The following is a 24,477-nucleotide window of genomic DNA, read 5'->3' on the forward strand; positions in this document are numbered from 1 at the left end:
CTGTCATGACCCGACCATTTCCGGAGAATAACCATGCTGAAGACGATTCAGGAACGCATTGCTTCTATCACCCTGCCCTTACGAATTATTACCGCTCAAGAGGCAGCGTCGGAATGTGCCGGCAATGACGGCGTATTGATTGACGTTCGTGAGCCGGGTGAATGTCAGAACCAGCCGTCTGAAAGCGCTATCAATTTCCCCAGGGGGGTATTAGAGATGAAGATGGCCGAAAAGTTCCCTGACGCCGCCAAACCGGTTTATTTACATTGCGCATCGGGGGTCCGCGCCAAACTGGCTGCAGAACAACTTGCATTGATGGGATACGAAAATGTCTCTGTGATCACCTGTCCTGTTATAGATATTTGTAAACACTTCCCTGAATGACAGACCGGCGCAACCGGCTGATAAGGTTTTATGCTTTCGTGTTTTACCAGCGTGCGCTCTGAGGTAAACTGATTATCAGAAACAGAAGCAAAGTTACCTTAGTAGTTGATTAAAGACAGACACGGAAAATTATGTTGAAAGCAACGTTAGAGCAGTGGCGGATGTTTAAAGCCGTCGTGGATGCAGGTGGCTTTAATCAGGCAGCACAGCTGGTACATAAAAGTCAGTCGAGTGTGCATCACGCCGTTCAAAAACTGGAAACAGCCCTTGGCATTACTTTATTTGAAAATGACGGGCGAAAAGTTAAATTAACAGAGGCCGGTGATTTGATGCTGCGCCGTGCTAATTTTCTCCTTGATGAAGCACACAAACTGGAAGCCGTTGCGACGAACCTGCAAAGTGGCACAGAGACGCAATTACGCATTGCTGTTGATATTATTTTCCCGCCTACGCTTTTATATAATGTTTTAAATAAAGTCTCTCAGGAATATCCCCTTTTACGGATAGAACTGATGGAAACCGTACTTAATGGTGCAAATTCACTTTTAAAAGCTGCTGAAGTAGATATTGCTATCTCACCTTTTGCAGTTAAAAACGGTTTCAGCGAAGATTTATGCGAAATCGAATTTGTTGCCGTTGCCCACCCGGACCATCCGCTGCATCAGCTTGAACGTGCTTTAACCGTAGAAGATTTAAAATCTCACCGTCAGATAGTGGTGCGTGATTCGTCTGCAGAACGCAAAGCCGAGTCCGGCTGGCTGGGTGCCGACCAACGCTGGACAGTAAGCCACGTACGTACATCAATCGACATTATATGCAAAGGTCTGGGTTTCGCATGGCTGCCACTGGCTATTATCAAGCCACAGCTGAATCAGGGACTGTTGAAACCACTCCCGATGGAGACCAGCGGTATACGTAAAGGCCTGTTGTATCTTTGTTTTGAAGACGGAGACCGTCTCGGACCCGCTGCCCGTGCTTTTATTGGCGAACTGCGCTATCAGTCAATGAATCTTCCCACAGCAGAAGCGGAAGGCTTTTTAATTCGTTAAATAGTATGCAAATCGGGCGCAAAAGTTGCCCCAAAAAGCGTAAGCAGGTATAACAAACAGGTCCCGTATAAAATAATAACAAAGGAGGGACCCGTGCCACGTACCATCATTTATTGTTATTCCGGAGCCACAGGGTCTGCACCTGAGATTCAGCCTTTCAAAGCGGATACCACAATCAATGCCGCATAGAGTCGAAATTCAACATAATAAAGCCAGCTTGCGCAAGCGGTTGCTGGCAGGCTCCACAGGCTTATCTATGCTGCTGATAGGCGTATTGTGCTACCTCGGCCATGGCATTCTGATTGAGCTTGAAACCGATTTTGAAAAACAGTATTTCGACAGCCAGATGCCTTTTATCAGCACCCTTGCCAGTCAGCCGGCCATCAACAAAAGACTGATGCCTGATGCGGTAATGATGGTGAAGCGGGGTCCGGTAATCTTGTATCAAAAGTCCGGCATAGCTGACCTTCCCGACACACTGACGGCAAACTCAGGCGAGCCGGTCACAGAATTTAATAACCTGCGTCTTTATATCCGTGAACTGCCTTCAACCGCAGATGGAGCCCCGTTGACCGTTATCTGGCGCACAAAAGATCTCACTGAAATCTCCTCACAGATAGTCAACACCCTTTCTGTCGCCGGCTTTATTACGTTTTGGGTTGCAGTGTGGGCTGCCCTGCTGATGTCCGCCTTCATTGCCCGCCGCTTTGAGCAAGCCAACAACACGCTGGAGCGACTGGCTCTTGAAGATGCACTGACCAAACTTCCCAACCGCAATGCGCTGCTGTCCGGTGATACCTTCAATTCAACCCATGGCGCGTTGTTTTTTCTTGATCTCGACCGATTCAGAGAAATAAATGATGCGCTGGGACACGCGATGGGTGACAGAATGTTGTTTGCTTTTTCACAGCGGTTAAAAAATATTGCCGGAAAAGGCGTCAAGGTATATCGCTACCGTAGTGATGAATTTGTTATCTGGCACCCTGACCTGCCGGCAGACGATGTGCTCAGCCGCGCGTTTACCCTGCTGTACGATTGCCGCGAGCCGTTATTTATCGGAAACAGTGCATTTGAGGTCAGTTGCAGTATTGGTGTTGCCTGTTTCCCTGAGCATGGTCATCACCACGAAATGCTGATCAGAAATGCTGAAAACGCCATGCACAGGGCCAAGAAATTACGTCTTGGCGTGCAAATTTATAATGAGAGACTGGCATATAACAGCACCATTAAAGTGACTTTGCGCAGTCAGCTTCGCTCTGCATTACACAATAAAGAATTTGTACTGCATTATCAGCCCAAAGTAGAAATTGGCAGTGGCAGGCTGGCAGGCGCCGAAGCCATTGTACGGTGGCAGCATCCTGAAGAAGGACTGCTGCAACCTTCGTTATTCATTGATTTGGTCGAACAAAGCGGAATTATTCATGCTTTTACCCGTTACACGGTGGAAATGGCGGTCAATCAGATCAAAACCTGGTCATCCTGCGGGTTTGAATTACCTGTTTCTGTCAATCTGTCTGCTTATAATTTAATGGACAGCGCATTCATCCCCTTTGTCCGTAGTTTGCTGGAAAAGTCAGGTATTAAACCGGCCTTGCTGGAATTTGAACTCACTGAAAGCGCTACGATGGTAGATATCGCGGTAAGCCGCCGCGTACTGTCAGATTTCAGAGAAATGGGTATTGCCACATCGATTGACGATTTTGGTACTGGCATGAGTTCATTTGCCTACTTGCGGGAACTGGATATTCATACTGTCAAACTTGACCAGTCATTTATTCGTGGTCTGGCTGAAGGAAACCGTGACGCAAAAATAGTGGAAGGCATTGTGTCTTTATGCCGTAACCTGGGGATCGACGTGATTGCCGAGGGCGTGGAAACACAGCAACAAGCCAGCCTGCTGACCCGGCTGGACTGTCACATCGCACAAGGATATCTTTATGGCAAACCCATGCCGGCAAAAGACATCCTTTCTGTGATGCAGGACGGTACTTCCCTGACATCACCGCAAAGCCGCATTCACACCGGCGGTCACTGAATTTATAATTATAAAATAAAGCGTGATCTTAATCCGCAGACACCCTGTAATACGTACATTGCGACAATAATTTTTACTAAAGGACTAACACAGTGCTGACTGTTTTACTTGTGGATGACGACCCTGAGTTTACCGAGGTAGCTTGCACAATTATCGAATTTTTGGGTCATGACATTCTGACCGCAGGCAACCTTGCCGAAGCCAGGGAATGGCTGGAAAAAGAAACCTTCGACCATGTTCTGCTGGATTTCATGCTCCCCGACGGTAGCGGCGTCCACCTTTTTGAAGAACTCGATGCCCTGCCCAAACGTCCCAAAGTGACGTTAATTACCGGCCATCCTTCTGTCCGCGGCATTATCAAGGGTCTGTGCGGGCCGAATATCGATTATCTGGTCAAGCCCATACAGCGGGAAGACATCGAAGCAGCCCTGTCCGGTAAAAAAGAAAAACCGGCTTCCGGTGGTAATAAAATTAAGAAGTATTTCGGTCATCTCATTGGTGAATCAGCGCCAATGAAAGAACTGTATAAACTTATTGAACGGGTAAGCCGCACCAGCGCAAACGTCATGTTGCTGGGTGAAAGCGGCGTGGGTAAAGAAGTGGTTGCCGCCTCAATTCATCAGGCCTCTGATGTAACCGGCCCGTACATCGCCACCAACTGTGGTGCGTTTTCTAAAGAATTGATCGGCAGTGAATTATTTGGTCACGAAAAAGGCGCTTTTACCGGCGCGGTGAACCGTAAGGAAGGGGTATTTGAACAGGCTGAAAGCGGTACGCTGTTTTTAGATGAGATCACTGAAATGCCCATCGATATGCAGCCTAACCTGTTACGGGTACTGGAAAATAAAGTGGTCATCCGCGTGGGCGGCACAAAAACCATTCCGGTAAACTGCCGTGTCGTATCAGCGACAAACCGCCGGATGGAAGAAATCGCTGAAAGTAAAGTATTGCGGGAAGACATCTATTTTCGACTCGCCGTGTTTCCCATCACGATTCCGCCATTGCGGGAACGCAAGGAAGATATTCCGCTTCTGGCCATGCAATTTATTGAAGAATTCAATAAAGAAAATGATACCCGTTTTGAATGGGATGAAGCCCAGCTCGATACCCTCACAGCCTACGACTGGCCGGGTAACGTACGTGAATTGCGCCACTTTGTGCACCGCGCTGCCATCATGAGTGACCCGGACAAAACCAACATAGAATTACCGAAGACAATTGAATCTCCTTTCGCGAAAAAGCAATCGACGACGACTGCTCTGGAAGCCGGACGGACCATTGAGGATGTGGAAAAAGAACTAATCTATGCCACTCTCGAGAAAGTGAACGGTAATAAAACACTGGCCGCAGAGATGCTGGGGATCAGTACCAAAACACTCTATAACCGTTTGCACGCATACGGTGATTTGAGCAAAGACGAGTCCTGAGGAAAGGATCCATGACTGATGAAAAGCTGGCGGAAATTGCAAAGTGGGTACACGATGCAAGAAAACCGCTCAACCGAATCTCCATGCAGGCCGAACTGGTAAAGATGGCTCTGAACGGTGATATTCCGTTAGAGAAAGCGCAGGAAGCGCTGGATAAAATTATCGTAAGCACTAAAGATTGCAGCCACGCCCTGACAGAAATGATGGATGATCTGGCCAGCGGTACGGCGGAATAATAATATATGCTGAATAAAGTTGTTCAATCTGCTTACAGCTGGATCACGTTGGTTACCGTGGTCATTGTTATTATTACCGGTAATGCATTTTACGTTGTCAGTACACTGGATGAGCTCGCCTCTCTTGAGAGCAGGCTGTTCAGTACTAACCGCGTGATCAGCGCTATCAATAAACTTCACATGGCTGTACTTCGTGCTGAATCGGGGCAACGGGGTTACCTGCTAACCAAAGATGAAGCCTACCTCACCGATTACACCATCACCCTGAACAAGCTCAATGAATTGCTTGAAGAAGTTGAAGCCGCATCTGTGGAATCGGATCTTCCCAAACAGGAAGATAATATCGAAGATTTAATCGACTTGAGTAAGGCAAAAATTAACGAGCTTATCAAAACCGTAGAGCTTACCCGTGCAGGTGAATACGCCGAAGCACTGTCTCTGGTGAATACTGATTTGGGCCTGAGCTTATACGATGAATTCGATTTACGTTATGACAAAGTGGATGCCACAGAAAGAGAGGCTCAGGTTAAGCATCTGGACAGCCTTATGCGTCTGCGTTCAGACTCGGTAACGACCCTCATCATTTCCGGTATCACCACCGGCTTGCTGATCATCGCCATTCTTATCTTATTGCGCATTAACCTGCGGGAAACCGTTAAACATCAGCGGGATCTCGAAGAATACAATGAAGAGCTTGAAGATAAAATTGAGGATCGCACGCAGGAACTCAAACTGTATGCAGATGAGCTCTCCCGGAGCAATCGCGAACTTGAAGATTTCGCTTTCGTCGCCTCTCATGACTTGCAGGAACCGTTAAGGAAGATTCGTGCTTTCGGTAACCGTCTGGAAGCCGGCTATACTGATGTGATGGATGAACGGGGAAGAGATTTTCTGCAGCGCATGCTCAATGCAGCCGAACGCATGTCGATGTTAATCAGTGACTTACTCGCCTTCTCCCGGGTGACCACAAGAGGTAAGGACTTTTCAGAGGTTGCCCTGTCTGAGATCCTCGACAATGTCACCAGTGACCTGGAAATTGCCATAGAAGAATGCAAAGCCACCATCAATGCAGGCGCCCTGCCGGTGGTGCAGTGCGATAAAACGCAAATTGAACAACTGTTGCTCAATCTGATGTCCAATGCACTGAAATTCAGATCTGAAGATACCTCACCGGTTATTTCCCTCAATTCCCGCCCGTCTACAGAGGAAGAACTCGAACCCATTTTATTGAAAGATGAATATGAATGGGTAACCATCACAGTTGAAGATAACGGCATTGGCTTTGAACAGTCTTTTGCTGAGAAAATTTTTGCGCCGTTCCAGCGTTTACATGGCAGAAGTGCCTACAAAGGAACGGGCATAGGACTTGCCGTGTGCCGCCGGATTGTAGAGCGGCACAATGGCGTTATAAAAGCATTCAGTGAACCTGGCAAAGGATCGCGCTTTGTCATTACGATGCCTGTCAATGGCGAACCGTTTGCGACAAACAGCGAAGGAGTAGAAAAACATGTCTCTTAAACATGGCACCCCGATAAATATTCTGATGGCAGATGACGACGAAGACGATCGTTTGCTTACCCTCGATGCACTAAAAGAAAGCCGTGTACTGAATAACCTGTATTGTGTCGAAGACGGTGTCGAACTTCTGGAGTACCTTCGCCGTGAAGGAAAATATGCCGATCCGAAAGACTCGCCCCGCCCCAGTCTCATTCTTCTGGATTTAAATATGCCCAGGAAGGACGGCCGTGAAGCCTTACAGGAAATCAAAGCTGACCCGTCTCTGAGAGGCATTCCCGTGGTCATTCTGACGACCTCGAAAGAGGAAGAAGACATGCTTAGAGGCTATGACCTTGGTTGCGCTTCATATATTACCAAGCCGGTAAACTTTGAAGGCCTGGTGGACCTCATGCGGGCATTAGGACGTTACTGGATTGAGTTTGTAGAGTTACCCCACGATTAAGTGGTCAGCAATAAGCAGCAATCAATAGTGCACGGGGAAACGAGCGTGGCAGAAGTTATTCGGGTTTTACTGGTAGAAGACGATGAGGATGATTATTTCCTCACCGCCGACTATATGTCCCAGTGTGAAGACCCTAAATTCCACATCACATGGGTAACAAACGGCAAGGCCGCCATCGATGCTTTTCAGAAGCGCACCTTTGACATTTGTTTGCTGGACTACATTTTAGGGGCAGAAAATGCACTTGATGTGCTTGCCACCTTTAAAGCTGCGGGTATCACCGTTCCTGTTGTCATTCTGACCGGCCAGACAGACAGTCAGGTGGATGACATGGTGATGCGTGCCGGTGCAGCTGACTATCTGAACAAAAGCGAAATTGAATCCCCCCGTTTCATGCGGACTATGCGATATGCCATGGTTCGTCGCGAGATAGAAAACGAGCGCATCGAACGGCATAAAGTTGAGCAACAAAATAAAGCAAAAGATAAGTTCCTGGCACACCTTGGCCATGAGTTACGCACACCGCTGACATCCATTCTGGGCTACACCGAGCTGTTGCTTGACGATGAAGCCAACGAACCGATGAACCAGGAACTGTCGATTATCCACACCAATGGCAAACACCTGCTCAGTTTGCTGAACGATTTGCTGGATATGTCACGCATTATGGCTAATAAACTTGAGCTTTCACTCAGAGAAGTGAATCTCAACGGCTTTCTCACAGACGTCCATTCACTGATGAATCTGGCAGCGAAAGACAAAGGGCTTTCCATGGAAGTCTTTTCGCAAAATGATATTCCAGATTTTATCACCGCCGATCCTACCCGGCTCAGACAGGTATTAATCAACCTTATCAGTAATGCGGTTAAGTTTACTGATACCGGCACCATCCGGGTGTCAGTGGAAACCCTGCCCCCCCGAAAATCTGATAATAAAGAATTGCTGTTATTCCGGGTCACCGATTCGGGTATTGGCATGCCGCCGAACAAACTGGATGACATCTTCCGTCCTTTTGAGCAGATTGAAGATGTTATGCGGGCTAACCATGGCGGCGCGGGTCTTGGCCTGGCGATATGCCGTGAACTGGTGTCCAAAATGGGAGGAGAAATCAGTGTTGAGTCAGTATTTGGCCGCGGTAGTACTTTCTCTTTCACCATTGACCCCGGTGACATCAGCGAACAGCACTTTGACGTTTTCCGGTTATCAGCGCCAACGCCGGATGACCTCAACAAGAACCATCTTCATGTCACCGGCCGGGTGCTTATTGTCGACGACTTACGTGAACTGAGAAAGCTCACTGGTCATATGGTCAGCCAGTGCCATGCGACTGTGTCCTATGCTGAGAACGGTGTTAAAGCGCTGGAGGCCGTTTTGCAGGCTGAACAAGCGGGCAAACCTTATCACCTGGTGCTGATGGATATACACATGCCGGTGATGAACGGCATTGATGCTCTTAAAGCCATGCGTAAACACCAGTGTAATGTCGCCGTAGTGGCAATTACCGCCGCCAGCAGAAAAGGCCTGAGACAGTCACTTCTGGACGAAGGATTTGATGATGTGCTTGGCAAGCCCATCGATAAACCGGCGTTGTTCGACATACTGGATCGATATCTTATCAGCACACCGGGAATGGCAAAGCCTTCAGAAGATGAAGCATCCAATGTCAATAAAGCGCTGGAGTTTGTTCCTTATAAAACATCTGAAACGGAGTCCTCCCCCCCGCTTCCAGATACTAGTGACAATCAGCGCGGCGATTCTGACGGAAAACAGGTATTACTGGTTGAAGATGATCACGATGCTGCAGAACTGATGAAGTTGTTGCTCAGTCACCTGGGCCACAGTGTTGAGGTTGCACATAATGCCCGTGACGCGAAATCCCTCATTGCGATTAAGCCATTCGATGCCGCCCTGCTGGATTTAACCCTGCCGGATGCTGACGGGATCAGCCTTGCCAGTGATATCCGTCAGGACCACAAAGATTTGAAGATATACATTGTCAGTGGCCGGGAGCCTGATGAAAATGACTTAAAAGACGTCGACATCGCCGGCACATTGCTCAAACCGGTTAACCGGAACGATCTTGCCACGCTGTTTTAGTAAGAGGTTGCCTGCAATTATTACAGGCAACCTGTAACAAACGCTGGTCCTCGCAAGCCACATCAATTCACCGAAAAACAAAAAGCAAGAATTATCAACAACTTGCACCAAAACTCGTATTGGTATTGGCCTTGCAATACTCCTTGTGAACATTCCAAAAAGGAGAAATTATTATGGCTAACGCAGCATCAACCGCTTCAGCAACAAAGACTTCTAACGGTGTGGCTGATTCGACTCATCCTTTTACAGACAAAGCTCAGGCTTCTCTGCACTCGTCTGTAGATAAGCTGGCTGAATCAGCGGCCCGTGCCGAACAGAATATCCGCTCCACCGCGTCTGACTCTGCTGACAACATGGCAGCACGTAAGGCCCAGATGGACGCGAAGTGGAAGGCCTCAGGGGTACGTAAGTACGCCATCGAAAACCCGGTAGCTACTGCAGGTATCGCGTTTGCTGCAGGCATGCTGGTTACTTCACTTTTACGTAAAAAGTAACATGAGCGTCAGGGAGCCGACTGGTCCCGGTGAAGAGATGGTCACCGGGCACATTCCCGACGAAGCCCTGGTCAGTGATACTGACCGGGGTTTTTCTCCTTCCCGCTCAGAATCGCCGGAAGGCCGTCAGGATCCTTACGCTGAAGACGCTGGCAACGAAGGCACAGAGACTTCCGATGAGTCTGATCCTTCGCTGGACGACATGATTACCAACGCGCAATGGGTGCTGTTCCAAAAGCAACAGGAATTGATAGCACTGACGGAACTTACCGCAGCCGAAGTGAATGTGGCCAGGCAATCAGTGGTCGTCACCGGCATATCAATTCTGGCGTCATTCGTGTTTGCCTGCTTCTGCTGGCTCATCGCCAATATCGGCATCGCCATTACATTGCATCATTTTAACGTTCACAACGGCATAACAGCGCTGATTGTTTTTGTACTTAATCTCGTTCTGGCCGTGGCTGCATTTGCGATAGCCAGAAATGCTTACCGCTACATTTCGCTGATGCCTGCAATCAGAACGCTGTTGCAGGCTGTTGGTGTGAACAAAGAGGAAAAACAGGAGGAAACAAAATCATGAACCTGTTTTTAACTTCGGCACTGCGCGCCCGTGACAAGGCGCAGGAAAACTACGAAATATCGCAATATGAAAGTGCGGTTGCAGTGAACCATGCTAAAGTGACGGCAAGACTTTTTGTTGCCCGTCCCGAAACTCTGCTTACCTGTTTCGGTGCCGGTGCCTGGAAAGGTGCAACCAGTGATGATCCGCCAGGCAAGCGCCGGCAAGCCCTGTTTGCTTTTGCCCGCACCGCAGTTTTCAATTTCTTAGGATAAGGACACTATATGCCAGGTTTTGCATCAGGATTAATGATTAAAACGCGCAACGTATTTTTACCGGTTCTAACGGCAAGTGTGCTGGTTCTCAGTGCCTGCAGCAGTGTTCCGGACTCAGCGCCAACGCCATATAAGGCGGCAAAATCTGAGAAACAGTACGGATATTCATCTGTTCAACTGTCTGATGCGGAGTACAGGGTGATGTTCCGCGCCACAGAAGCCACCGATGCGGCGCTGGTGCAGGAATATACTTTATACCGCGCAGCTGAAATCGCTCAGGCCGCCGGCTATCAGTATCTGGCTATCGTGAAAACAGATGTTGAACGCAAAATGACTACCGGCAAACGCCTGGTAAAAGACACCAGTGCTGCTCAAATCCCTGTACTGCAGGAAGAACAATGCACAATGTCAGGCTGTTCCGGCGTAGCCCAGCCATTCCCGGCACAAACCACAGAGATGACCGTTGAAACGCAGACCATGGAAGACGTGTATTTTTCAATCATGGTAAGAATGAGCAATGATGCGGCTACTCTGGGTAAAAAAGCCTTTAAAGTCAGTGAACTGCTGGCAAACAAACCTGCCTGATATCCGAATTGTAAGCAGCGCCCGGGCAGTCATTTACTTATTCTGCTCTACACCTGATAAACGCCTGAAATACCCGTTTCAGGCGTTTCTTTATTGGCGCAAACGTTCCTTTACTCTATTCTCATCATGTCGTTAATCAGAACCTTATACCATGATGAAAACTATTAAATATTCTGCAGGCTTTAAATCGAACTGGTCATCGTCATTGTCATTCTTGGCGTGCTGGCAGTAACAGCTGCTCCCCGTTTTATTGATTTGTCTGAAGATGCCACTAATGCCGTCACTCAGGGTCAGATGGGCGCATTCAAGTCGGGCATTACGCTGTTACAGGCCAAATATCAGATTCGTCAGACAACGCCGATAAATATCGGCGGACAATCTGTAGATTTCACATCGGATGGCTGGGCTCAGGGTAGCACTGCGGACACCGCCGGCTGTGTGGACCTCTGGAACAAAGTTTACAGCAGCCCTGAACCGGTGAATGCGCTGGCCAGCTACAACAGTCCCCTGGTGACTGGCTGGAACGCTTATTACTACAGTGGCGCCTGCGGATACATTCCCGGAAATGCCGGCGAAGTATTTTACGACGACACCGGTAATCCGACTCAGGTACATTTCGTGTACTTCACTCAGGATCTCACTGTATCTACCTATTCCGGTAATCCAGGCGATGTGAAAATGTACAACCTGTAATTACTGTTAACAGCACTTAAAAGCCGGCATTGTTCGCAATGCCGGCTTTTACTTTTTTACAGAGCAAATTGTAAAGATGTATTTACCCGTTTCTTCCACACGCTGCCAGTTTGAACATCCGGAAAAAAAACTTTGTATATCATGAATATAAAATTTAATTAGCAGACATAACATATGGCCTGATCCCTGCAAATTCCCATACAGAGTTTTGCAACAAAGGGAATCCGCTGTGTCTGCTGCTAATTATCCGTCTGATAATATTTCATATCTCATCAATATGCTGCAAAGCGGTATCACGTTTTACAGTGACGGAATTAAAGCCGTGAGCTGCGACAGTACCCGCGCCCTGTTTTCGCGTATATTAAAAGAGAAGCAACAAGCCTGTACTGATCTCATGCCTTATGCAGGTCAGCACAGTGATTTTACTGAAACGTCTTTGCTTATCGAAGCGAGAAAACTCTATACCCATGTAGTCAGTAAGCTTTCTGCAAACAGTGAGCAGGTGTTTGTTGAGCAACTGGTAGCGCTGGAATCACGGGTTCTGAAACAGTTCGATGATGCGTTAAACGAAAAACAGAGCCAGTCTTGTGCTCAGTTGTTGCGGAAAATCCGCACCCGCATGCAGCAATGCTATGATGAATTATTATCCCTGAAACAAGCCAGAACGCGGTTATTGAAGGACCGCGCCTGAACTGAGGACGTTAAATGTTCCCTGTTATTCTTTAATATTCAGCGTATTAGCCCTTTCGACCCAGTCTAGATCGCGGGTCTGCTCATCCAGCGTTCCTTTTGCATCTTCAAGAAATACCTGACAGAAATAATCCACACATTTAAACGTGTCCCGGTATTTTTTCAGTTGTATGTCCATTTCGTGCATAGCATTTGAAAACTCTGAGTTAGATTTTGATAACTCATAGTCACATTTCAGATAAGCACACAATACGTCTGCGGCTTTCGCCAGCGCCACATGAATATCTTCTTTATCCTGCTCAATCAGAGGCTGATAACGCTGACGTAGTGGTTCAGGTAGTGTTTGAAGTAACATGGCTTCAAACCTCCGCTCCAGCTTTTTAATCGCCATGGTGGTTTCCGGGTCGTGATATTTTACCGGGCTGGGAATGTCGCTCATACCGGCAATTTCACTGCCTTCATGGAAAATAGCCATGGAGGCTACCCGGTCAGGCTCAACATCTTCGTTAAATACGTCTTTTGCAATTGCCCCGAGCATATGAGCAACCACCGCCGCTTCATAAATATGCGTCGATAACATTTCTTCCTGAAACTGCGCCATTAAGGGCCAGCGTTTTACGTTTCTTGCTCTTTGCATCAAACCGATAAATGCAGAATGGTTTTTACTCATGAATAGTTGTCCGTATATCGAAAGCGGGACCGGCAACGGCTGGCGGGCCACGGGTAAGCCGGATTAAATAAATGATGAAATATAAATCTAGTGTACCAGCGTCTCTCATGCACTGCATGAAAGCTTTCCGGAGACTGTGTAAAAAATGCAAGTAAGTTGTAACTACCGCCCTGTCCATCAGGGCCAAACGCAGTAAAACAAAAAAATAAACCTTAATTTTCAACACCTTAAATGATGGCACAATACCAGCATATGTGTATATGTCATTTACTAGAGCAATATGAGGAAATAAATATGCTAGGTTGGGCAGTTACATTTTTCATTATCGCCATTATCGCAGCAGTTTTTGGCTTTGGCGGCATTGCCGGTGCAGCATCAGGCATTGCTCAGTTTTTATTCTTCGTGTTTGTAGCGTTGCTGGTGATCTCTCTGATCGCAAATGCATTACGCGGCAAATCACCTAGAGTCTAACAATTTACATTGGAACAAGGAGAAAGGACTATGAACTTATCTAAATTAATGCTTAAGGCACTCTTAGTAGCAGGTTTCGCATTCTCACTGGCCGCATGCGGCGACGGTGAAGCAGAAAACGCAGGTGAAAAACTCGACGAAGTCGTTACCGATGCAGGTAACGCAGTTGAAGACGCCTGTGAAGATGCCAAAGAAGGCATGAATGCAGAAGACAAAGACTGTTAATCAGTACTAAGAAAAATCAAAACCAGACCTCCGGGTCTGGTTTTTTATTTCTGACACCCCATAGCCTGTTTCAGCAAAGCCGGCCTACTTCTGATCAGATAATTCAGAAAACCAATTTTTTCATTTGTCAGCTGCCGGTAGTCAAAATACGGCGTCACAACCAGTGACCGTTGCAAGCACACAGCAAAATCAGCCGTCAGCCATTCCACACTGTCTGTTAGTCCCAACGTCCCGGCAAAGGTTTTGCCCATCACAATATTTAATCTGGCGGGGTTAAAGTGTTCCGGCACTTTAAACCAGAGTGCAGTACTTCCCTGCTCTGTCAGCAATAGCTCGTCACGATACTGCTGCCATGAGGAAATGCCTTGTGTTTTGCCGGCACTCTCTGACAAGGCAAATACCCATTTTGCGTAGACATTAAATACTTTACGCCAGCCATTTCCGCATTCCCGGTTTATGTTCTCAATGAGGGTATTATTTGCCGGCAACAATTGTCCCGGAGGCCCCGTCAGAGGATAATCAGGCCGGTTTGCCATAAACACCTGAATACACGCCTCTTCACACCCTAACCCTGCAACGGAATCTGCCTCAGGCATTGCTCAGCTCCTTTCTCAGCCATCAGTAAAAAAGGCCTGCATCGCTGCAAGCCTTTATTCGTCTATACATCATACCTGATTGCAGGGGCATTACCCGCTACTTTTCTTACCAACAAAACGGTTTAGCAGCGCCGGCAATAAACTCAGGTCAGTAAACAGTGCCAGCAGCATCGCCAGTGCCGTCAGCAAGCCAAAATACACACTGGGTAAAAAGTCAGAAAAGCCGAACAGTGAGAAACCCGTTGCAATAATGGTAGAGGTGAACAATATAGCCAGTCCGGAATGCCCGAAGGCTGAACGGCTCCCCGCGTCTGCGCTGCCATCTCCCTGTTTCATACCAGACAGGTAACTGTGTAAAAAGTGAATGGTATCATCGACAGCTATGCCCATGGCTATTGCCGCAATAGTGATAGTCATAATATCAAGGGAAATACCGGACCAGCCTATGATCCCTAAAATTCCCAGCGTAGTGAGTATATTCGGTAGAAGTGCAATCAGTGTGACCTTAAGCGAGCGGAAAATAGCAAACAGCACCAGCGCCAGCACAGCATACACAATGCCGAGAGTTTTGATTTGGGAGTCAAACAGACGACTGAGAATATCCTGATACAACACGAACAGGTTAGTCAGTTCATACTGAGAGTCATCCAGCCCCGTGGCTTTTAAGTCAGACTGCAGTTGAGTCATAAACAGTTGACGGTTCAACCCTTCCGTGGTGTCCTGAATACGCGTAGAGATACGAAAGGCATTATCTTCAGCAGAAAAGTACGCCCCCACCAGCTGATTTACCACCTTTTCATCCAGTAAACGGTAGATAGAGGTAAGCTCATACTCAGTAAGAGGCTTTCCGCCATTTAACTGTTTTGCCAGTTCAGTAAAATTTACTACCGACGTCACACTGCCTGTGGCGTCAAATGCCTTGATGGCCGCCTGCGCCAGCTGCAACTGTGCGACAGAGTCTGCCGTCAGCACCAGTTCCTTCGACGCGTTTTGTTCATCCAGTGTAATAATGACATCCAGGGCAGTAGAACCACCAAATTCACGGTCGATAAACGCCAGTTCTTTGTAGATTTGCGTGTCTTTATCAAAGTAATTAATAAAGGAGTTTTCAACATTAAGCCGTGTGATGCCCGCCGCCATAACAGCAAACACAATGAGCACAAACCCGCTGACAGCCATTGGTGCGCGCATCGACAGCCCGCGCAGGCGTTCCAGCAATGCTTTAATAAAACCGTACTCTTTCGTTTCTTTACTGGCCGGTAAAAATGACAGCAAAGCCGGGAACAGCAGCAAACTTACCGCCATGGTGATCAACATGGAAGCCAGCATCATCCATCCAAATGCGACCACCGGCTGCAAGCCTGAAAAGATGAGAGCGCCGAATCCTACAGAGGTGGTCAGCGTGGCGTAAAAACAGGGAGACAGTTTATCTTCCAACGTAGCGACAATGCGCTGGCGTTGAGAATACTCAGGGTTATCCCGGCTTATTTCGCGGTAACTGCCGATGACGTGGATCATTACTGCCAGGGTAAGAATAAGTTGCAAAGCCACAAAATTTGCGGAAATGACCGTGGTACGTAAATCCAGCAACCCGAACAGGCCCATGGTCAGAAATACGCTTACTGCACAGGAAAGTAACGGAAAGAATACCCACTTAAATGAACGGTACAATAAGGCCAGAAGTAACACGATAACCGCAGCGATTGCGGTGCCAAAATTCACCAGGTCTGACTTGATGATATCTATAAGATGCTGGCCTACCACATAGGCACCGCCAAGATAGGTGTTGGCTCTGTCAGACACAGACTGCGTGATTTGTTCAATTTTTTCGATTTCGGCTTTTCGCTGTGCGGTCAGTTGCTGACGGATAGGATCAGCCTTCGCCTTTAACGCTTCAATTTTCTTATTGTCGGCGTCACTGAGGCTCTCACCGTCAAGTACTTTGGCCTGAATGGCGGTAATTTCTTTGTCTATTTCTGCCAGTTCAGGATTGTCTTTAAAAACAATCTGAATGCCCGTTGCGGTTTCCTGACGGTTAACCAGCAGGTCAGTAAAAATTGGATGGCCTGAAATCATCGATTTCATTTGCGCGGGAGAATACTGCTGCTTTTCCCATGACAGAGAAGCCACATCGGTATCACCGGTAAGTGCACCGGCATCATTAATAAGCGGCACGGTGATAATGGATGTCACAGCTTCGACACGGTCGATTTTCTTGATTTCTGCCGACAGCGCAGCAATATCATCAAATGTCTGCCGGCTGAACAGATCATGAGAAACTGGCTCATAAGCCAGCAGAATAAATTCCTGCGGGGCGAATGTCTGATCAGCAACCTGAGTCTGAATGTAGAGCTTGTTATCTTTGACCAGTAAGGTATCTGCGGACGCATCAATGCGAAATTGCGATATGTGTAATCCCAGCCACGCTAAAGCCGCAATAAAGAAAACCAGAATACCCCAGCGGGCTGAAATAATCCCTGCCGCCAGCTTACTGGTTATCTTGCTGTTCGCGTTCACTGAGTTCGAAGAGTTCGTCACGTCGCTGTCCCTGAATGTACTGATTACGGAAATAGATGTAAGGATCCTCAGCCTGCTCATACAGTTTCCTGTACGTATCTGACTGATTTGAGAAGTCATCAAAACCTTCAAAAATCCTCAACTGATAGCTCTCCGGTGGTTCGGCAATGTAATTTACCGGATGGACAAACCCTTCGGTGAGCGTAGATAACGCGCCGCGGGAATCAGACGGACCTAAAATGGGAATAACCAGATACGGGCCGGAGCCAATATCATAACGTTGCAAGGTATTTGCGATGGTTTGCTTTTGCGGTTTGATGTCGAACCAGTCGGATGCCGGGTCGAATAAGCCGAGCAGTCCCACCGTAGAATTAATCAGAAAGCGCCCTAAGTTTGCACCAGCCTCACCGAACTCGCCTGCAAAGGTGTTGTTGACCAGATTCAACGGCTCTCTGAGATTATCAAAGGCATTACCGATTTTGTCTCTAACTACACCGGGCACTACATAATGATAACCGTCTGCCAACGGTAAAAGTACATACTGATAAGACACATTATTGAAGCTGAACATGGCCCGGTTGAAACCTTCCCAGGGATCGTTGTAATACACCTCATCACCGGTATTCCCTGACTGAGGGGTATCGCCTACTGCAACCACCACCGGAGAAACAGATACGGCTCCCTGGCTGGTTTGCACGGTAACGTCCTTACCTTTCGCAAGCTCTTCAGCCAGTGCAGGTTCGTTATTTTGAGGTTGCTTGTTGTCCTGCGGTTGTACAGCAGAATTTTCAGGCGTGTCGGGCGCGCTGGCACAGCCACCCAATAAAAATAAAAAAATAATTAAGGCGAAAGCACCTTGTCTATAAGCTGGCATAGATACCACTTTCCTTCCTTTCGTGGTGATTCATTATATTTTGAGCCCGCTGCAGAGCTTCATCCCTGCTGTAGTCCCAGTCACTATCATCATAGTTACGGGCCAAATCAAGATAATGCTCAATCCTTTGCTTACGAATTTGATGAAACGAATTCGTCGGGTCAAATTCCAACTCATTAAATACCGCCTCAACTTCTGCCAGATCAGCACCAGTTGATGTTTCTGCCGGCGTTTCCCCCGGCCAGGTTGAAAGTTGCTTTCCGGACCCCAGAGCTACAAGACTGGTCAGAAGTAACACTGTCATTACTGCAATTTTTAAGTAATTCATGTTTTTCACCATCGTTGTTTAATTCAAGGGCCGTCCGGATCGCTTTCCTGTACTTAGTTAGCGGTCGCTGCCTCCGCCATCACTGCACCTGTTGTTGCCTTACCGGCTTTGTGGTCACGTTTGTCGTAGCGATCGAACCAGTTAAAAACTGGCTGCGAGTGAATGAGACGCTCAAATGACGTTGACGGTAACGGACGGTGTTTAGTCTTCAGAAATTTCATACTGCTCCCTTGCGTGCGTAGAATTGAATTCCGGTAAATGACTTATTTACTCTCACAACTATTTTTAATATTCCAATTTCCGCGCCATATTTTTAAAGATCTTACAGAAACGCCGTAAAAGCCCCCCGTGCTTCAACGTCATGACCGGCGTTTTCGTAACCTACTGATTTATTAGACTTAAGTATTAATTCAATATCATAGAATAAAAATCATAGGGAAGGGATTCGGGCGATTACACCCACACAATTTACGTGGACCGGAAAAAACAATGATACTTTTTTTACTACAGGCGGGAAATATTTTCACAGACGGGAAGGAAAGCTTTTCAGCAGGATTCATCAACCGGAACGCAATAAAAAAGGGCTGAGATAACTCAGCCCTTTCCGGATTATGCAGTTAAAAAGTATTATTCACTTTTCATCGCTGTTTTCTGTTGAACGACCTTCAGGTTGTCTTCAACGTCTGTAACATCTGTGGCGTTTTTCGCAATCTCAACGGCCAGGTCACGCTCAGCGTCTGAGTCTACTGTACCGGTAAGCGTAACATTGCCCTGCTCAACATCCACGTCGATATCAAAACCGGAAATGTCAGAGTCCATCAGTAAACGGGTTTTGATAACAGTCGCGATTTTAGCATCTGTCAGTTTGCCGGTTGCAGAGTCCATATCCATGTCATCGCCGGACATAGCTTGAGAGTCATGCTCTTCTACAATGGTCAGCTGGTTATCAACATCTGTTACGCCGTCGATATTCGCTACCAGCTCTTCCGCGAGCTTTTTATCGACAGAGTTATCAACTTTACCTGTCAGAATAACCTTGCCATCCTGAACATCGGTGTTGATATCAAAAGAATTCAGATTACCGTTAAACAGTAATGTTGCTTCAGCTTTGCCGTCTATCCAGGCATCCTTGGCACCTTCCTCCCACTTGTTCGCAGTATCCATAGATCCTGCAAAAGCAGAAGTAGTTAATGTACCAGCTACTAACAGTGAAAGAATTGAACGTTTCATAATTTTGCTCTCCTTAATTATCAAGCAAACTAACTGAAGCCAACTTCATGCCATCAAGTTAAACAACTGAAAAATATAAATTTTTATCGTTAACTATAATTTTTCACTTTTTCCCTTCATGCAAACTTTTCTCAGAACCCCGTATTTTTTACCTTGCATTTACAATTGCTGAAATCACCTCGTTTGATCGAACCGGGCAGAAAGTCTTTATATAAGTAAGCTAAATATTTTGATTCCGGACAGTAATTTCAGCGGACGAACCATGACAACAGTACTCTCTATTATTACCCTTTTCTTTATTGTGGCTGCAATACTGCCTCACATACCCGGCCAGCACTGGTTAATCCGCGTGTGGGAGTTTCCCCGTCTGCAGCAGGCGTTTATTTTACTTGTGCTCACCTTAGTCTGGACATACTGGTATATCGAAACGCCCTTACTGGCGCTGTGCATGCAGGCCGGTGCTGTCTGTGCTTTGCTCTATCAACTTGCCTGGGTAATCCCTTACACACCGGTATGGCGCACAGAAGTGAATCAGGTACCGGCAACTGATGACGACCGTACAATAAGCATTCTCACCAGCAATGTATTAATGACTAACGATAACTATGACGCACTGATTAATCTTACCAGGCTACGTAAACCGGATATTTTGGTGACGCTGGAAAGCAACAAAGACTGGGAGCAGGCATTGTCGGTCCTTCACGATGACTATCCCTATCGCCTCTCTTGTCCGCTGGAAAATCTTTACGGCATGCATCTTTATAGCCGGCGTCCCTTCGGCAACGAAAAAATCCGTTTCATTATTGAAGATGACGTACCGTCTATGGAAATCTGGCAGAAAATGGCCGGTACTCAGGTAAAAATCCATTTTGTACACCCTAAACCGCCAAGTCCCACAGAAAATAAATCTGCCGGACCCAGGGATAAGGAACTGACACGGGTAGGAAAAGAAATGGCAAAGTTAAAGCATCCGGCCATTGTTACCGGCGACCTCAATGATGTGGCATGGTCACCGACGACCCGAAAATTCAGAGAAATAAGTGGCATGCTGGATCCCCGTCGTGGCCGTGGATTCTTCAACACTTTCCATGCGGATTATCCGTTGCTGCGCTGGCCCCTCGATCATGTCTTTCATACTGAACATTTCGAACTGATCAAAATAGAAAGAATGCCGGATGTAGGCTCAGACCACTTTCCCTTACTTACAACACTGAGATTAAGAACTGATCCATCAATTGAACAGGCATAAAAAAACCCGTGGCTTTTCAGCTACAGGTTTCCATGAACTCTCTTTTGAGGGTATTTTGTCAGGCTGTGATTGCCAGCGGTTCCTGTGTGGCAAAGCGTTGACAACGACTCACAATGTCACGATAGTCTGAAGGATCCGGAACACTGTCATCTGCAGCGGCAAAGGCTGCGTTACCTGCGGGGTCTTGTCCGGGGTTCATCAGTAATACCGGCGAATCACAGGCTTGTTTTATTTGTGCCAGTATTTCCGCACCGGGTAAATCCGGCATCGCCACATCAAGCAGAATAGCGTCGTATCGCTGAGCCTTGCTCAGACGGATAGCCAGCTTTCCGCTGGCAGCAAAATCCACTTTCCATCCCAGTCCGGTCAAAAAGCAGGTTAACTGGCTTGCTACCACAGGATCGTCTTCAACGACCAGAATTTGTAAGATTGTACCGGGGGTCATGTTGCCTCCTTGCTGTTTTCACACTCTGTCCGCATTTCTGCGACAGGTCTCATAGACCCTAAAACTTAAGGAAACGCACATTTAATTTGTACTGGTGCTACAGGTGCAGCAATAAAGTTGCTACCTTTCTGCACGTGTATCTGCAGAATTTACTTTTGCAGAATTCACGCCATCTCTGTATAAGCGGCGTTTATTACGAATTTTATATACCACCGAAATCAGTATTAACCCCAAATATCAACACCTTAAAGAAATAAGCGTGCTAATTTCATGATCAAAGGTAAGACAACATTACCATTAATGAAATTTGAAAAACAATTCTATCTGTGAATATTGTCCCCATGACAGGCCAAATTGGGACAAGTCGCCGGCACCTGCTCATTTTTTGTGCAAGCACCGGAAGAAATGGATCTCAGGAGAGGAAGGAATTAATTTTCCGGCATGCTTTATCGCGGGATATAAAGTGCGCAAGAGCCAGCAACCGGTCGTCCCGTGGCCAGACCGCCTGATTAAGGGTACTGACATCGTTTTCCGATAGCCGCTGCGTATCCAGCATGAGCGCCAGTGCTTTTTTATTTGGCTTTATCAGCGCCGGTTCAGCTGCGGTAACCAGACTGACAGGCACACATATAAATTCCCGCTTTTGCGGGTCGCGGATCACACAAATTTCATTGTCACTGGAAAGTACAGCCGGCCAGCCTTCAGCGATGCGGCTTTGACCAAACATGGCCAGCGTAAACGCAATCAGTACACCAAACACGGTAAGTTGGAAAACCTGAGATAAATCAGGAGCCATAACCACAATAATGGCGACTACAACACAAAAAATACACCACGCAGCAAACACCCGGCGCATGGCCTTCGGGCTGATACCGGAAAAAATTGTTGCGTGTTTAAGTTGCTCTTTATCGAGAGTCTTAACAGAAACCAGATTATCAGACACTACAATATCCTACAGAATAACTTTATACCTGAAACGTATAACCAATATGATAAAGCCGCAACTAATCATTAGTATGACAAGGATGGACCGGATGAACGACTATTGTTACATGATTTCTGAGCCTGAATAAGGGCTTATCTTCCGTAAAGCTAAATAAATATCGCCAAACTTCTCAAACGCTTAACTTTTGAACATGTGCGACAATTTGTCGCATGTTGGTTTTGCGACGCCGCCGTTACACTATCGCCGGATTTAATAACCGGAAAATGTAAGTGAAACCATTCCCCTATGCTGTGTTGTCTGCAACCACACTGCTCAGTACATTAGCTTCTGCCGGAGAAACTCCGGTGGAAACCATCGAAGTCACCACCCGCCAGCCTCATCTTCATGGTGATGAGAACCTCTCATCCCGTCTGGCACAAGCCGGTATCACGTTTTCTGCAGCAGGCGGTGTCTCTGCATTACCGGTGATGAACGGTATGATGGGTGACCGCATTCAGCTACTCACCGACGGTGTGCCTGTTACTGCAGCTTGTGGTAACCAGATGAACCCGCCTCTGTCATATGTTTCCGCCAATCAGGTCAATACCATTGCCGTTTTACCGGGCGTATCTCCGGTCAGTGCCGGCGGTGACAATATTGCCGGGGTTATTGCATTGTCTACTTTCACACCGGCATTCAATACTAGTGATACGGTAACGTTTGAGAAAGGGTCGCTGGGGTATTTTTATCAAAGCAACGACAATGGCAGAACCCTGAGCGCTGATGCCACTGTTGCCAGTGACACATGGTATCTGAGCTATGCAGGAAATCAGTCCAAAGCAGAAAGCTACGAAGACGGGCATGGTAACCTGGTACTTGATACCCTTTATAAAGCCACAAACCATTTGCTGAGTGGTGGTTATCAGGATGCATCACAACGCCTGCAAATGAGCATTTCTCACCAGCGTATCCCCTATCAGGGCTTCCCGAACCAGTACATGGACATGACTGACAATACCAGTACAGGCATTACGGCACTGTACCAGCGACAGTTCGGAGATATTGCCCTGGATGCCACCGCCAGTACCCGTCATACCACCCATGAAATGGGTTTCTTCACGGCGGAGAAAACAGGCATGATGCCAATGAACACAGACAGCCACGACACTGCACTAAAGCTGAAGTGGACGATGCCGGCAGACAACAGCAGTACCTTTGTTTTTGGTCAGGAATATTACGCCAATCGCCTGGACGACTGGTGGCCTGCCGTGGAAGGCTCAGCCATGATGGGCCCCAATGACTACATCAACATTAATGACGGGGAGCGGGACCGCCTTGCAGCCTGGGCTGAATGGTTGTCCGCCGCTGATGAAGACTGGCAGTACCAGGCGGGACTGCGCGCTGAATATGTCACAACGGATACCGGTGAAGTTCAGGCATATGTCAACAGCAGCATGGATGGAATGTCCATGGGTGGCATGTCCATGGGCAGCGGGATGATGATGGCAAACAATCTGGCAGCAGCCAGCGCATTTAATTCAGCAGACCGGAGTCAGTCTGACACACTGTTCGACGCCACGTTGCTGGCTACACGCAAATTATCCGGCGATCAAAGCCTGACCCTTGGTATCGCAAGAAAGAACCGCGCCCCTAACCTTTATGAACGCTACAGCTGGGGAACCAGCGCCATGGCCACATCCATGATTGGCTGGTTCGGTGACGGAAACGGCTATATCGGCAACATCAATCTTGCACCTGAAACCGCCAGTACAGCCTCGGTGTCCTGGCAAGCAGAAAAATCAGACTGGGCAGCAGAAGTGAGTATCTGGTACACGCGGGTATCAGACTACATTGACGTCGACGTCACCGGTACTTTCAACCGCACAGAGTCCGCTGCGGGACAGAGAAACATTCTGCAATTTGTGAACACAGACGCTACTCTTACCGGTGCTGATGTAAAAGCATCGAAGCGTCTGTTTGACAATGAAGCAGGGGCATTGACCTGGAAAACAGCGTTCAGCTGGCAACAAGGTGAGCGCCGTCACGGAGAAGGCAATCTTTACCAGATCATACCGGTACAGAATACTATGAGCCTGGAATATGCCATATCGTCGTTCTCCGGTGCATTATCCTGGCAATGGACAGGCAGTAAAAACGATGTGGATAACCGGCGGAATGAGAACACCACTGACGCCTGGTCACTGCTGCATCTGTCTACTGCCTGGCAACAGGGTAATATGACTTTCCACTTCGACATCCATAATCTGCTGGATACCTGGTATGAAGAGCCCGCTGGCGGAGTCAACATTGCTCAATTTAAGCAAACGCCGGAACAGGGCTTCGCGCAGATTGCCGGAAGGGGGCGGTCTTTTGACCTTGGCGTAACACTGGCGTTTTAGACTTAACACTTTATACTCTGCGGTTGTACGCCGCAGAGCACTCTATAATCAGGCCCGCTCTGCA

The 24,477-nt window shown here is 47.5% G+C and carries 27 protein-coding genes; 18 read left to right on the top strand and 9 right to left on the bottom strand.

Annotation, left to right across the window (positions count from 1 at the left end):
• Positions 1–33: 33 nt before the first annotated feature.
• The 14 genes from ACXAH4_RS08440 (at position 34) to ACXAH4_RS08505 (ending at position 12,485) form a co-directional block, all read left to right on the top strand.
• Positions 34–384, top strand: coding sequence for a rhodanese-like domain-containing protein (locus ACXAH4_RS08440; RefSeq protein ID WP_349585776.1), 351 nt, complete (start codon positions 34–36; stop codon positions 382–384).
• Between the two features lie 131 nt (positions 385–515).
• Positions 516–1,433, top strand: coding sequence for a LysR family transcriptional regulator (locus ACXAH4_RS08445; RefSeq protein ID WP_119500983.1), 918 nt, complete (start codon positions 516–518; stop codon positions 1,431–1,433).
• A 178-nt stretch (positions 1,434–1,611) separates the two neighbouring features.
• Positions 1,612–3,468: a putative bifunctional diguanylate cyclase/phosphodiesterase gene (locus ACXAH4_RS08450; RefSeq protein WP_474881466.1), complete on the top strand. Its 1,857-nt coding sequence runs from the start codon at positions 1,612–1,614 to the stop codon at positions 3,466–3,468.
• 92 nt (positions 3,469–3,560) lie between these two features.
• Entirely contained in the window at positions 3,561–4,895 is a 1,335-nt protein-coding gene (locus ACXAH4_RS08455) for a sigma-54-dependent transcriptional regulator (RefSeq protein WP_303574538.1), read from the top strand.
• An 11-nt stretch (positions 4,896–4,906) separates the two neighbouring features.
• The gene (locus tag ACXAH4_RS08460; RefSeq protein ID WP_474868679.1) at positions 4,907–5,131 is read left to right on the top strand and encodes a histidine kinase dimerization/phospho-acceptor domain-containing protein; all 225 of its coding nucleotides are present in this window, start codon (positions 4,907–4,909) and stop codon (positions 5,129–5,131) included.
• Positions 5,132–5,137: 6 nt separating this feature from the next.
• The gene (locus tag ACXAH4_RS08465; RefSeq protein WP_474881468.1) at positions 5,138–6,649 is read left to right on the top strand and encodes a sensor histidine kinase; all 1,512 of its coding nucleotides are present in this window, start codon (positions 5,138–5,140) and stop codon (positions 6,647–6,649) included.
• Positions 6,639–7,091, top strand: a complete 453-nt coding sequence (locus ACXAH4_RS08470) for a response regulator (protein ID WP_119500978.1) — start codon at positions 6,639–6,641, stop codon at positions 7,089–7,091. Before ACXAH4_RS08465 ends, ACXAH4_RS08470 begins: the two co-directional genes overlap by 11 nt.
• 45 nt (positions 7,092–7,136) lie before the next feature.
• The gene (locus tag ACXAH4_RS08475; RefSeq protein WP_474881470.1) at positions 7,137–9,188 is read left to right on the top strand and encodes a response regulator; all 2,052 of its coding nucleotides are present in this window, start codon (positions 7,137–7,139) and stop codon (positions 9,186–9,188) included.
• A gap of 173 nt (positions 9,189–9,361) precedes the next feature.
• Positions 9,362–9,682, top strand: coding sequence for a DUF883 domain-containing protein (locus tag ACXAH4_RS08480; RefSeq protein WP_474868673.1), 321 nt, complete (start codon positions 9,362–9,364; stop codon positions 9,680–9,682).
• Between the two features lies 1 nt (position 9,683).
• Positions 9,684–10,262, top strand: coding sequence for a phage holin family protein (locus ACXAH4_RS08485; protein WP_474868670.1), 579 nt, complete (start codon positions 9,684–9,686; stop codon positions 10,260–10,262).
• Positions 10,259–10,516 (top strand): hypothetical protein, encoded by a 258-nt coding sequence (locus ACXAH4_RS08490; RefSeq protein WP_119500975.1) that lies wholly within the window; start codon positions 10,259–10,261, stop codon positions 10,514–10,516. Before ACXAH4_RS08485 ends, ACXAH4_RS08490 begins: the two co-directional genes overlap by 4 nt.
• A gap of 9 nt (positions 10,517–10,525) precedes the next feature.
• Complete coding sequence (locus tag ACXAH4_RS08495; protein WP_474881472.1) at positions 10,526–11,101, top strand: CC0125/CC1285 family lipoprotein; 576 nt, start codon at positions 10,526–10,528, stop codon at positions 11,099–11,101.
• 219 nt (positions 11,102–11,320) lie between these two features.
• Positions 11,321–11,794, top strand: a complete 474-nt coding sequence (locus tag ACXAH4_RS08500; RefSeq protein ID WP_474868665.1) for a hypothetical protein — start codon at positions 11,321–11,323, stop codon at positions 11,792–11,794.
• A 229-nt stretch (positions 11,795–12,023) separates the two neighbouring features.
• Positions 12,024–12,485, top strand: a complete 462-nt coding sequence (locus ACXAH4_RS08505; protein WP_474881474.1) for a ferritin family protein — start codon at positions 12,024–12,026, stop codon at positions 12,483–12,485.
• Positions 12,486–12,509: 24 nt separating this feature from the next.
• Here the strand turns inward: ACXAH4_RS08505 and yfbR are convergent, their stop codons facing one another.
• Positions 12,510–13,154, bottom strand: a complete 645-nt coding sequence (gene yfbR, locus ACXAH4_RS08510; RefSeq protein ID WP_119500972.1) for a 5'-deoxynucleotidase — start codon at positions 13,152–13,154, stop codon at positions 12,510–12,512.
• 294 nt (positions 13,155–13,448) lie between these two features.
• Between yfbR and ACXAH4_RS08515 the strand changes: the two genes are divergently transcribed.
• Both ACXAH4_RS08515 and ACXAH4_RS08520 read left to right on the top strand, forming a co-directional pair.
• Positions 13,449–13,625 carry a DUF1328 domain-containing protein gene (locus ACXAH4_RS08515; protein WP_070125299.1) on the top strand — a complete coding sequence of 59 codons (177 nt, stop codon included), beginning with the start codon at positions 13,449–13,451 and terminating at the stop codon, positions 13,623–13,625.
• A 30-nt stretch (positions 13,626–13,655) separates the two neighbouring features.
• Positions 13,656–13,850, top strand: coding sequence for a hypothetical protein (locus ACXAH4_RS08520; protein WP_119500971.1), 195 nt, complete (start codon positions 13,656–13,658; stop codon positions 13,848–13,850).
• Positions 13,851–13,894: 44 nt separating this feature from the next.
• On the opposite strand, the gene ACXAH4_RS08525 is transcribed toward ACXAH4_RS08520, so the two are convergent.
• The 6 genes from ACXAH4_RS08525 to ACXAH4_RS08550 all read right to left on the bottom strand — a co-directional run bounded on the left by ACXAH4_RS08525 (position 13,895) and on the right by ACXAH4_RS08550 (position 19,395).
• Positions 13,895–14,446 (bottom strand): DUF6942 family protein, encoded by a 552-nt coding sequence (locus ACXAH4_RS08525; protein ID WP_474881476.1) that lies wholly within the window; start codon positions 14,444–14,446, stop codon positions 13,895–13,897.
• Between the two features lie 90 nt (positions 14,447–14,536).
• Entirely contained in the window at positions 14,537–16,984 is a 2,448-nt protein-coding gene (locus tag ACXAH4_RS08530; RefSeq protein WP_474881477.1) for an efflux RND transporter permease subunit, read from the bottom strand.
• Entirely contained in the window at positions 16,935–17,837 is a 903-nt protein-coding gene (locus tag ACXAH4_RS08535) for an MlaA family lipoprotein (protein WP_474881478.1), read from the bottom strand. Before ACXAH4_RS08535 ends, ACXAH4_RS08530 begins: the two co-directional genes overlap by 50 nt.
• Positions 17,824–18,165 (bottom strand): hypothetical protein, encoded by a 342-nt coding sequence (locus ACXAH4_RS08540; RefSeq protein ID WP_474881480.1) that lies wholly within the window; start codon positions 18,163–18,165, stop codon positions 17,824–17,826. Before ACXAH4_RS08540 ends, ACXAH4_RS08535 begins: the two co-directional genes overlap by 14 nt.
• A 53-nt stretch (positions 18,166–18,218) precedes the next feature.
• The gene (locus ACXAH4_RS08545) at positions 18,219–18,386 is read right to left on the bottom strand and encodes a hypothetical protein (RefSeq protein WP_474881481.1); all 168 of its coding nucleotides are present in this window, start codon (positions 18,384–18,386) and stop codon (positions 18,219–18,221) included.
• Positions 18,387–18,792: 406 nt separating this feature from the next.
• Positions 18,793–19,395 (bottom strand): BON domain-containing protein, encoded by a 603-nt coding sequence (locus ACXAH4_RS08550; protein WP_474868647.1) that lies wholly within the window; start codon positions 19,393–19,395, stop codon positions 18,793–18,795.
• A 262-nt stretch (positions 19,396–19,657) separates the two neighbouring features.
• On the opposite strand from ACXAH4_RS08550, the gene ACXAH4_RS08555 reads away from it, so the two are divergent.
• Positions 19,658–20,644 carry an endonuclease/exonuclease/phosphatase family protein gene (locus ACXAH4_RS08555; protein WP_474881483.1) on the top strand — a complete coding sequence of 329 codons (987 nt, stop codon included), beginning with the start codon at positions 19,658–19,660 and terminating at the stop codon, positions 20,642–20,644.
• 58 nt (positions 20,645–20,702) lie between these two features.
• Here ACXAH4_RS08555 and ACXAH4_RS08560 read toward each other — a convergent pair whose 3' ends face one another.
• Together ACXAH4_RS08560 and ACXAH4_RS08565 are read right to left on the bottom strand one after the other, a co-directional pair.
• The gene (locus ACXAH4_RS08560; protein ID WP_474845554.1) at positions 20,703–21,089 is read right to left on the bottom strand and encodes a response regulator transcription factor; all 387 of its coding nucleotides are present in this window, start codon (positions 21,087–21,089) and stop codon (positions 20,703–20,705) included.
• Positions 21,090–21,501: 412 nt separating this feature from the next.
• Positions 21,502–22,032, bottom strand: coding sequence for a hypothetical protein (locus tag ACXAH4_RS08565; RefSeq protein ID WP_232373517.1), 531 nt, complete (start codon positions 22,030–22,032; stop codon positions 21,502–21,504).
• A 272-nt stretch (positions 22,033–22,304) separates the two neighbouring features.
• On the opposite strand from ACXAH4_RS08565, the gene ACXAH4_RS08570 reads away from it, so the two are divergent.
• On the top strand, positions 22,305–24,413 hold the full coding sequence (locus ACXAH4_RS08570) for a TonB-dependent receptor plug domain-containing protein (RefSeq protein ID WP_474881485.1): 2,109 nt from the start codon (positions 22,305–22,307) through the stop codon (positions 24,411–24,413).
• Positions 24,414–24,477: the final 64 nt, after the last annotated feature.

The sequence above is a fragment of the Alteromonas sp. ABV2_168 genome (assembly GCF_056161165.1).

What these genes read in the sequence shown, in the direction of transcription:
- ACXAH4_RS08440 (WP_349585776.1), top strand. Translation starts at nt 34, where the DNA reads ATGCTGAAGACGATTCAGGAACGCATTGCTTCTATCACCCTGCCCTTA.
- ACXAH4_RS08445 (WP_119500983.1), top strand. Translation starts at nt 516, where the DNA reads ATGTTGAAAGCAACGTTAGAGCAGTGGCGGATGTTTAAAGCCGTCGTG.
- ACXAH4_RS08450 (WP_474881466.1), top strand. Translation starts at nt 1,612, where the DNA reads ATGCCGCATAGAGTCGAAATTCAACATAATAAAGCCAGCTTGCGCAAG.
- ACXAH4_RS08460 (WP_474868679.1), top strand. Translation starts at nt 4,907, where the DNA reads ATGACTGATGAAAAGCTGGCGGAAATTGCAAAGTGGGTACACGATGCA.
- ACXAH4_RS08465 (WP_474881468.1), top strand. Translation starts at nt 5,138, where the DNA reads ATGCTGAATAAAGTTGTTCAATCTGCTTACAGCTGGATCACGTTGGTT.
- ACXAH4_RS08470 (WP_119500978.1), top strand. Translation starts at nt 6,639, where the DNA reads ATGTCTCTTAAACATGGCACCCCGATAAATATTCTGATGGCAGATGAC.
- ACXAH4_RS08480 (WP_474868673.1), top strand. Translation starts at nt 9,362, where the DNA reads ATGGCTAACGCAGCATCAACCGCTTCAGCAACAAAGACTTCTAACGGT.
- ACXAH4_RS08485 (WP_474868670.1), top strand. Translation starts at nt 9,684, where the DNA reads ATGAGCGTCAGGGAGCCGACTGGTCCCGGTGAAGAGATGGTCACCGGG.
- ACXAH4_RS08490 (WP_119500975.1), top strand. Translation starts at nt 10,259, where the DNA reads ATGAACCTGTTTTTAACTTCGGCACTGCGCGCCCGTGACAAGGCGCAG.
- ACXAH4_RS08495 (WP_474881472.1), top strand. Translation starts at nt 10,526, where the DNA reads ATGCCAGGTTTTGCATCAGGATTAATGATTAAAACGCGCAACGTATTT.
- yfbR (WP_119500972.1), bottom strand. Translation starts at nt 13,154, where the DNA reads ATGAGTAAAAACCATTCTGCATTTATCGGTTTGATGCAAAGAGCAAGA.
- ACXAH4_RS08515 (WP_070125299.1), top strand. Translation starts at nt 13,449, where the DNA reads ATGCTAGGTTGGGCAGTTACATTTTTCATTATCGCCATTATCGCAGCA.
- ACXAH4_RS08520 (WP_119500971.1), top strand. Translation starts at nt 13,656, where the DNA reads ATGAACTTATCTAAATTAATGCTTAAGGCACTCTTAGTAGCAGGTTTC.
- ACXAH4_RS08525 (WP_474881476.1), bottom strand. Translation starts at nt 14,446, where the DNA reads ATGCCTGAGGCAGATTCCGTTGCAGGGTTAGGGTGTGAAGAGGCGTGT.
- ACXAH4_RS08535 (WP_474881478.1), bottom strand. Translation starts at nt 17,837, where the DNA reads ATGCCAGCTTATAGACAAGGTGCTTTCGCCTTAATTATTTTTTTATTT.
- ACXAH4_RS08540 (WP_474881480.1), bottom strand. Translation starts at nt 18,165, where the DNA reads ATGAATTACTTAAAAATTGCAGTAATGACAGTGTTACTTCTGACCAGT.
- ACXAH4_RS08545 (WP_474881481.1), bottom strand. Translation starts at nt 18,386, where the DNA reads ATGAAATTTCTGAAGACTAAACACCGTCCGTTACCGTCAACGTCATTT.
- ACXAH4_RS08550 (WP_474868647.1), bottom strand. Translation starts at nt 19,395, where the DNA reads ATGAAACGTTCAATTCTTTCACTGTTAGTAGCTGGTACATTAACTACT.
- ACXAH4_RS08555 (WP_474881483.1), top strand. Translation starts at nt 19,658, where the DNA reads ATGACAACAGTACTCTCTATTATTACCCTTTTCTTTATTGTGGCTGCA.
- ACXAH4_RS08560 (WP_474845554.1), bottom strand. Translation starts at nt 21,089, where the DNA reads ATGACCCCCGGTACAATCTTACAAATTCTGGTCGTTGAAGACGATCCT.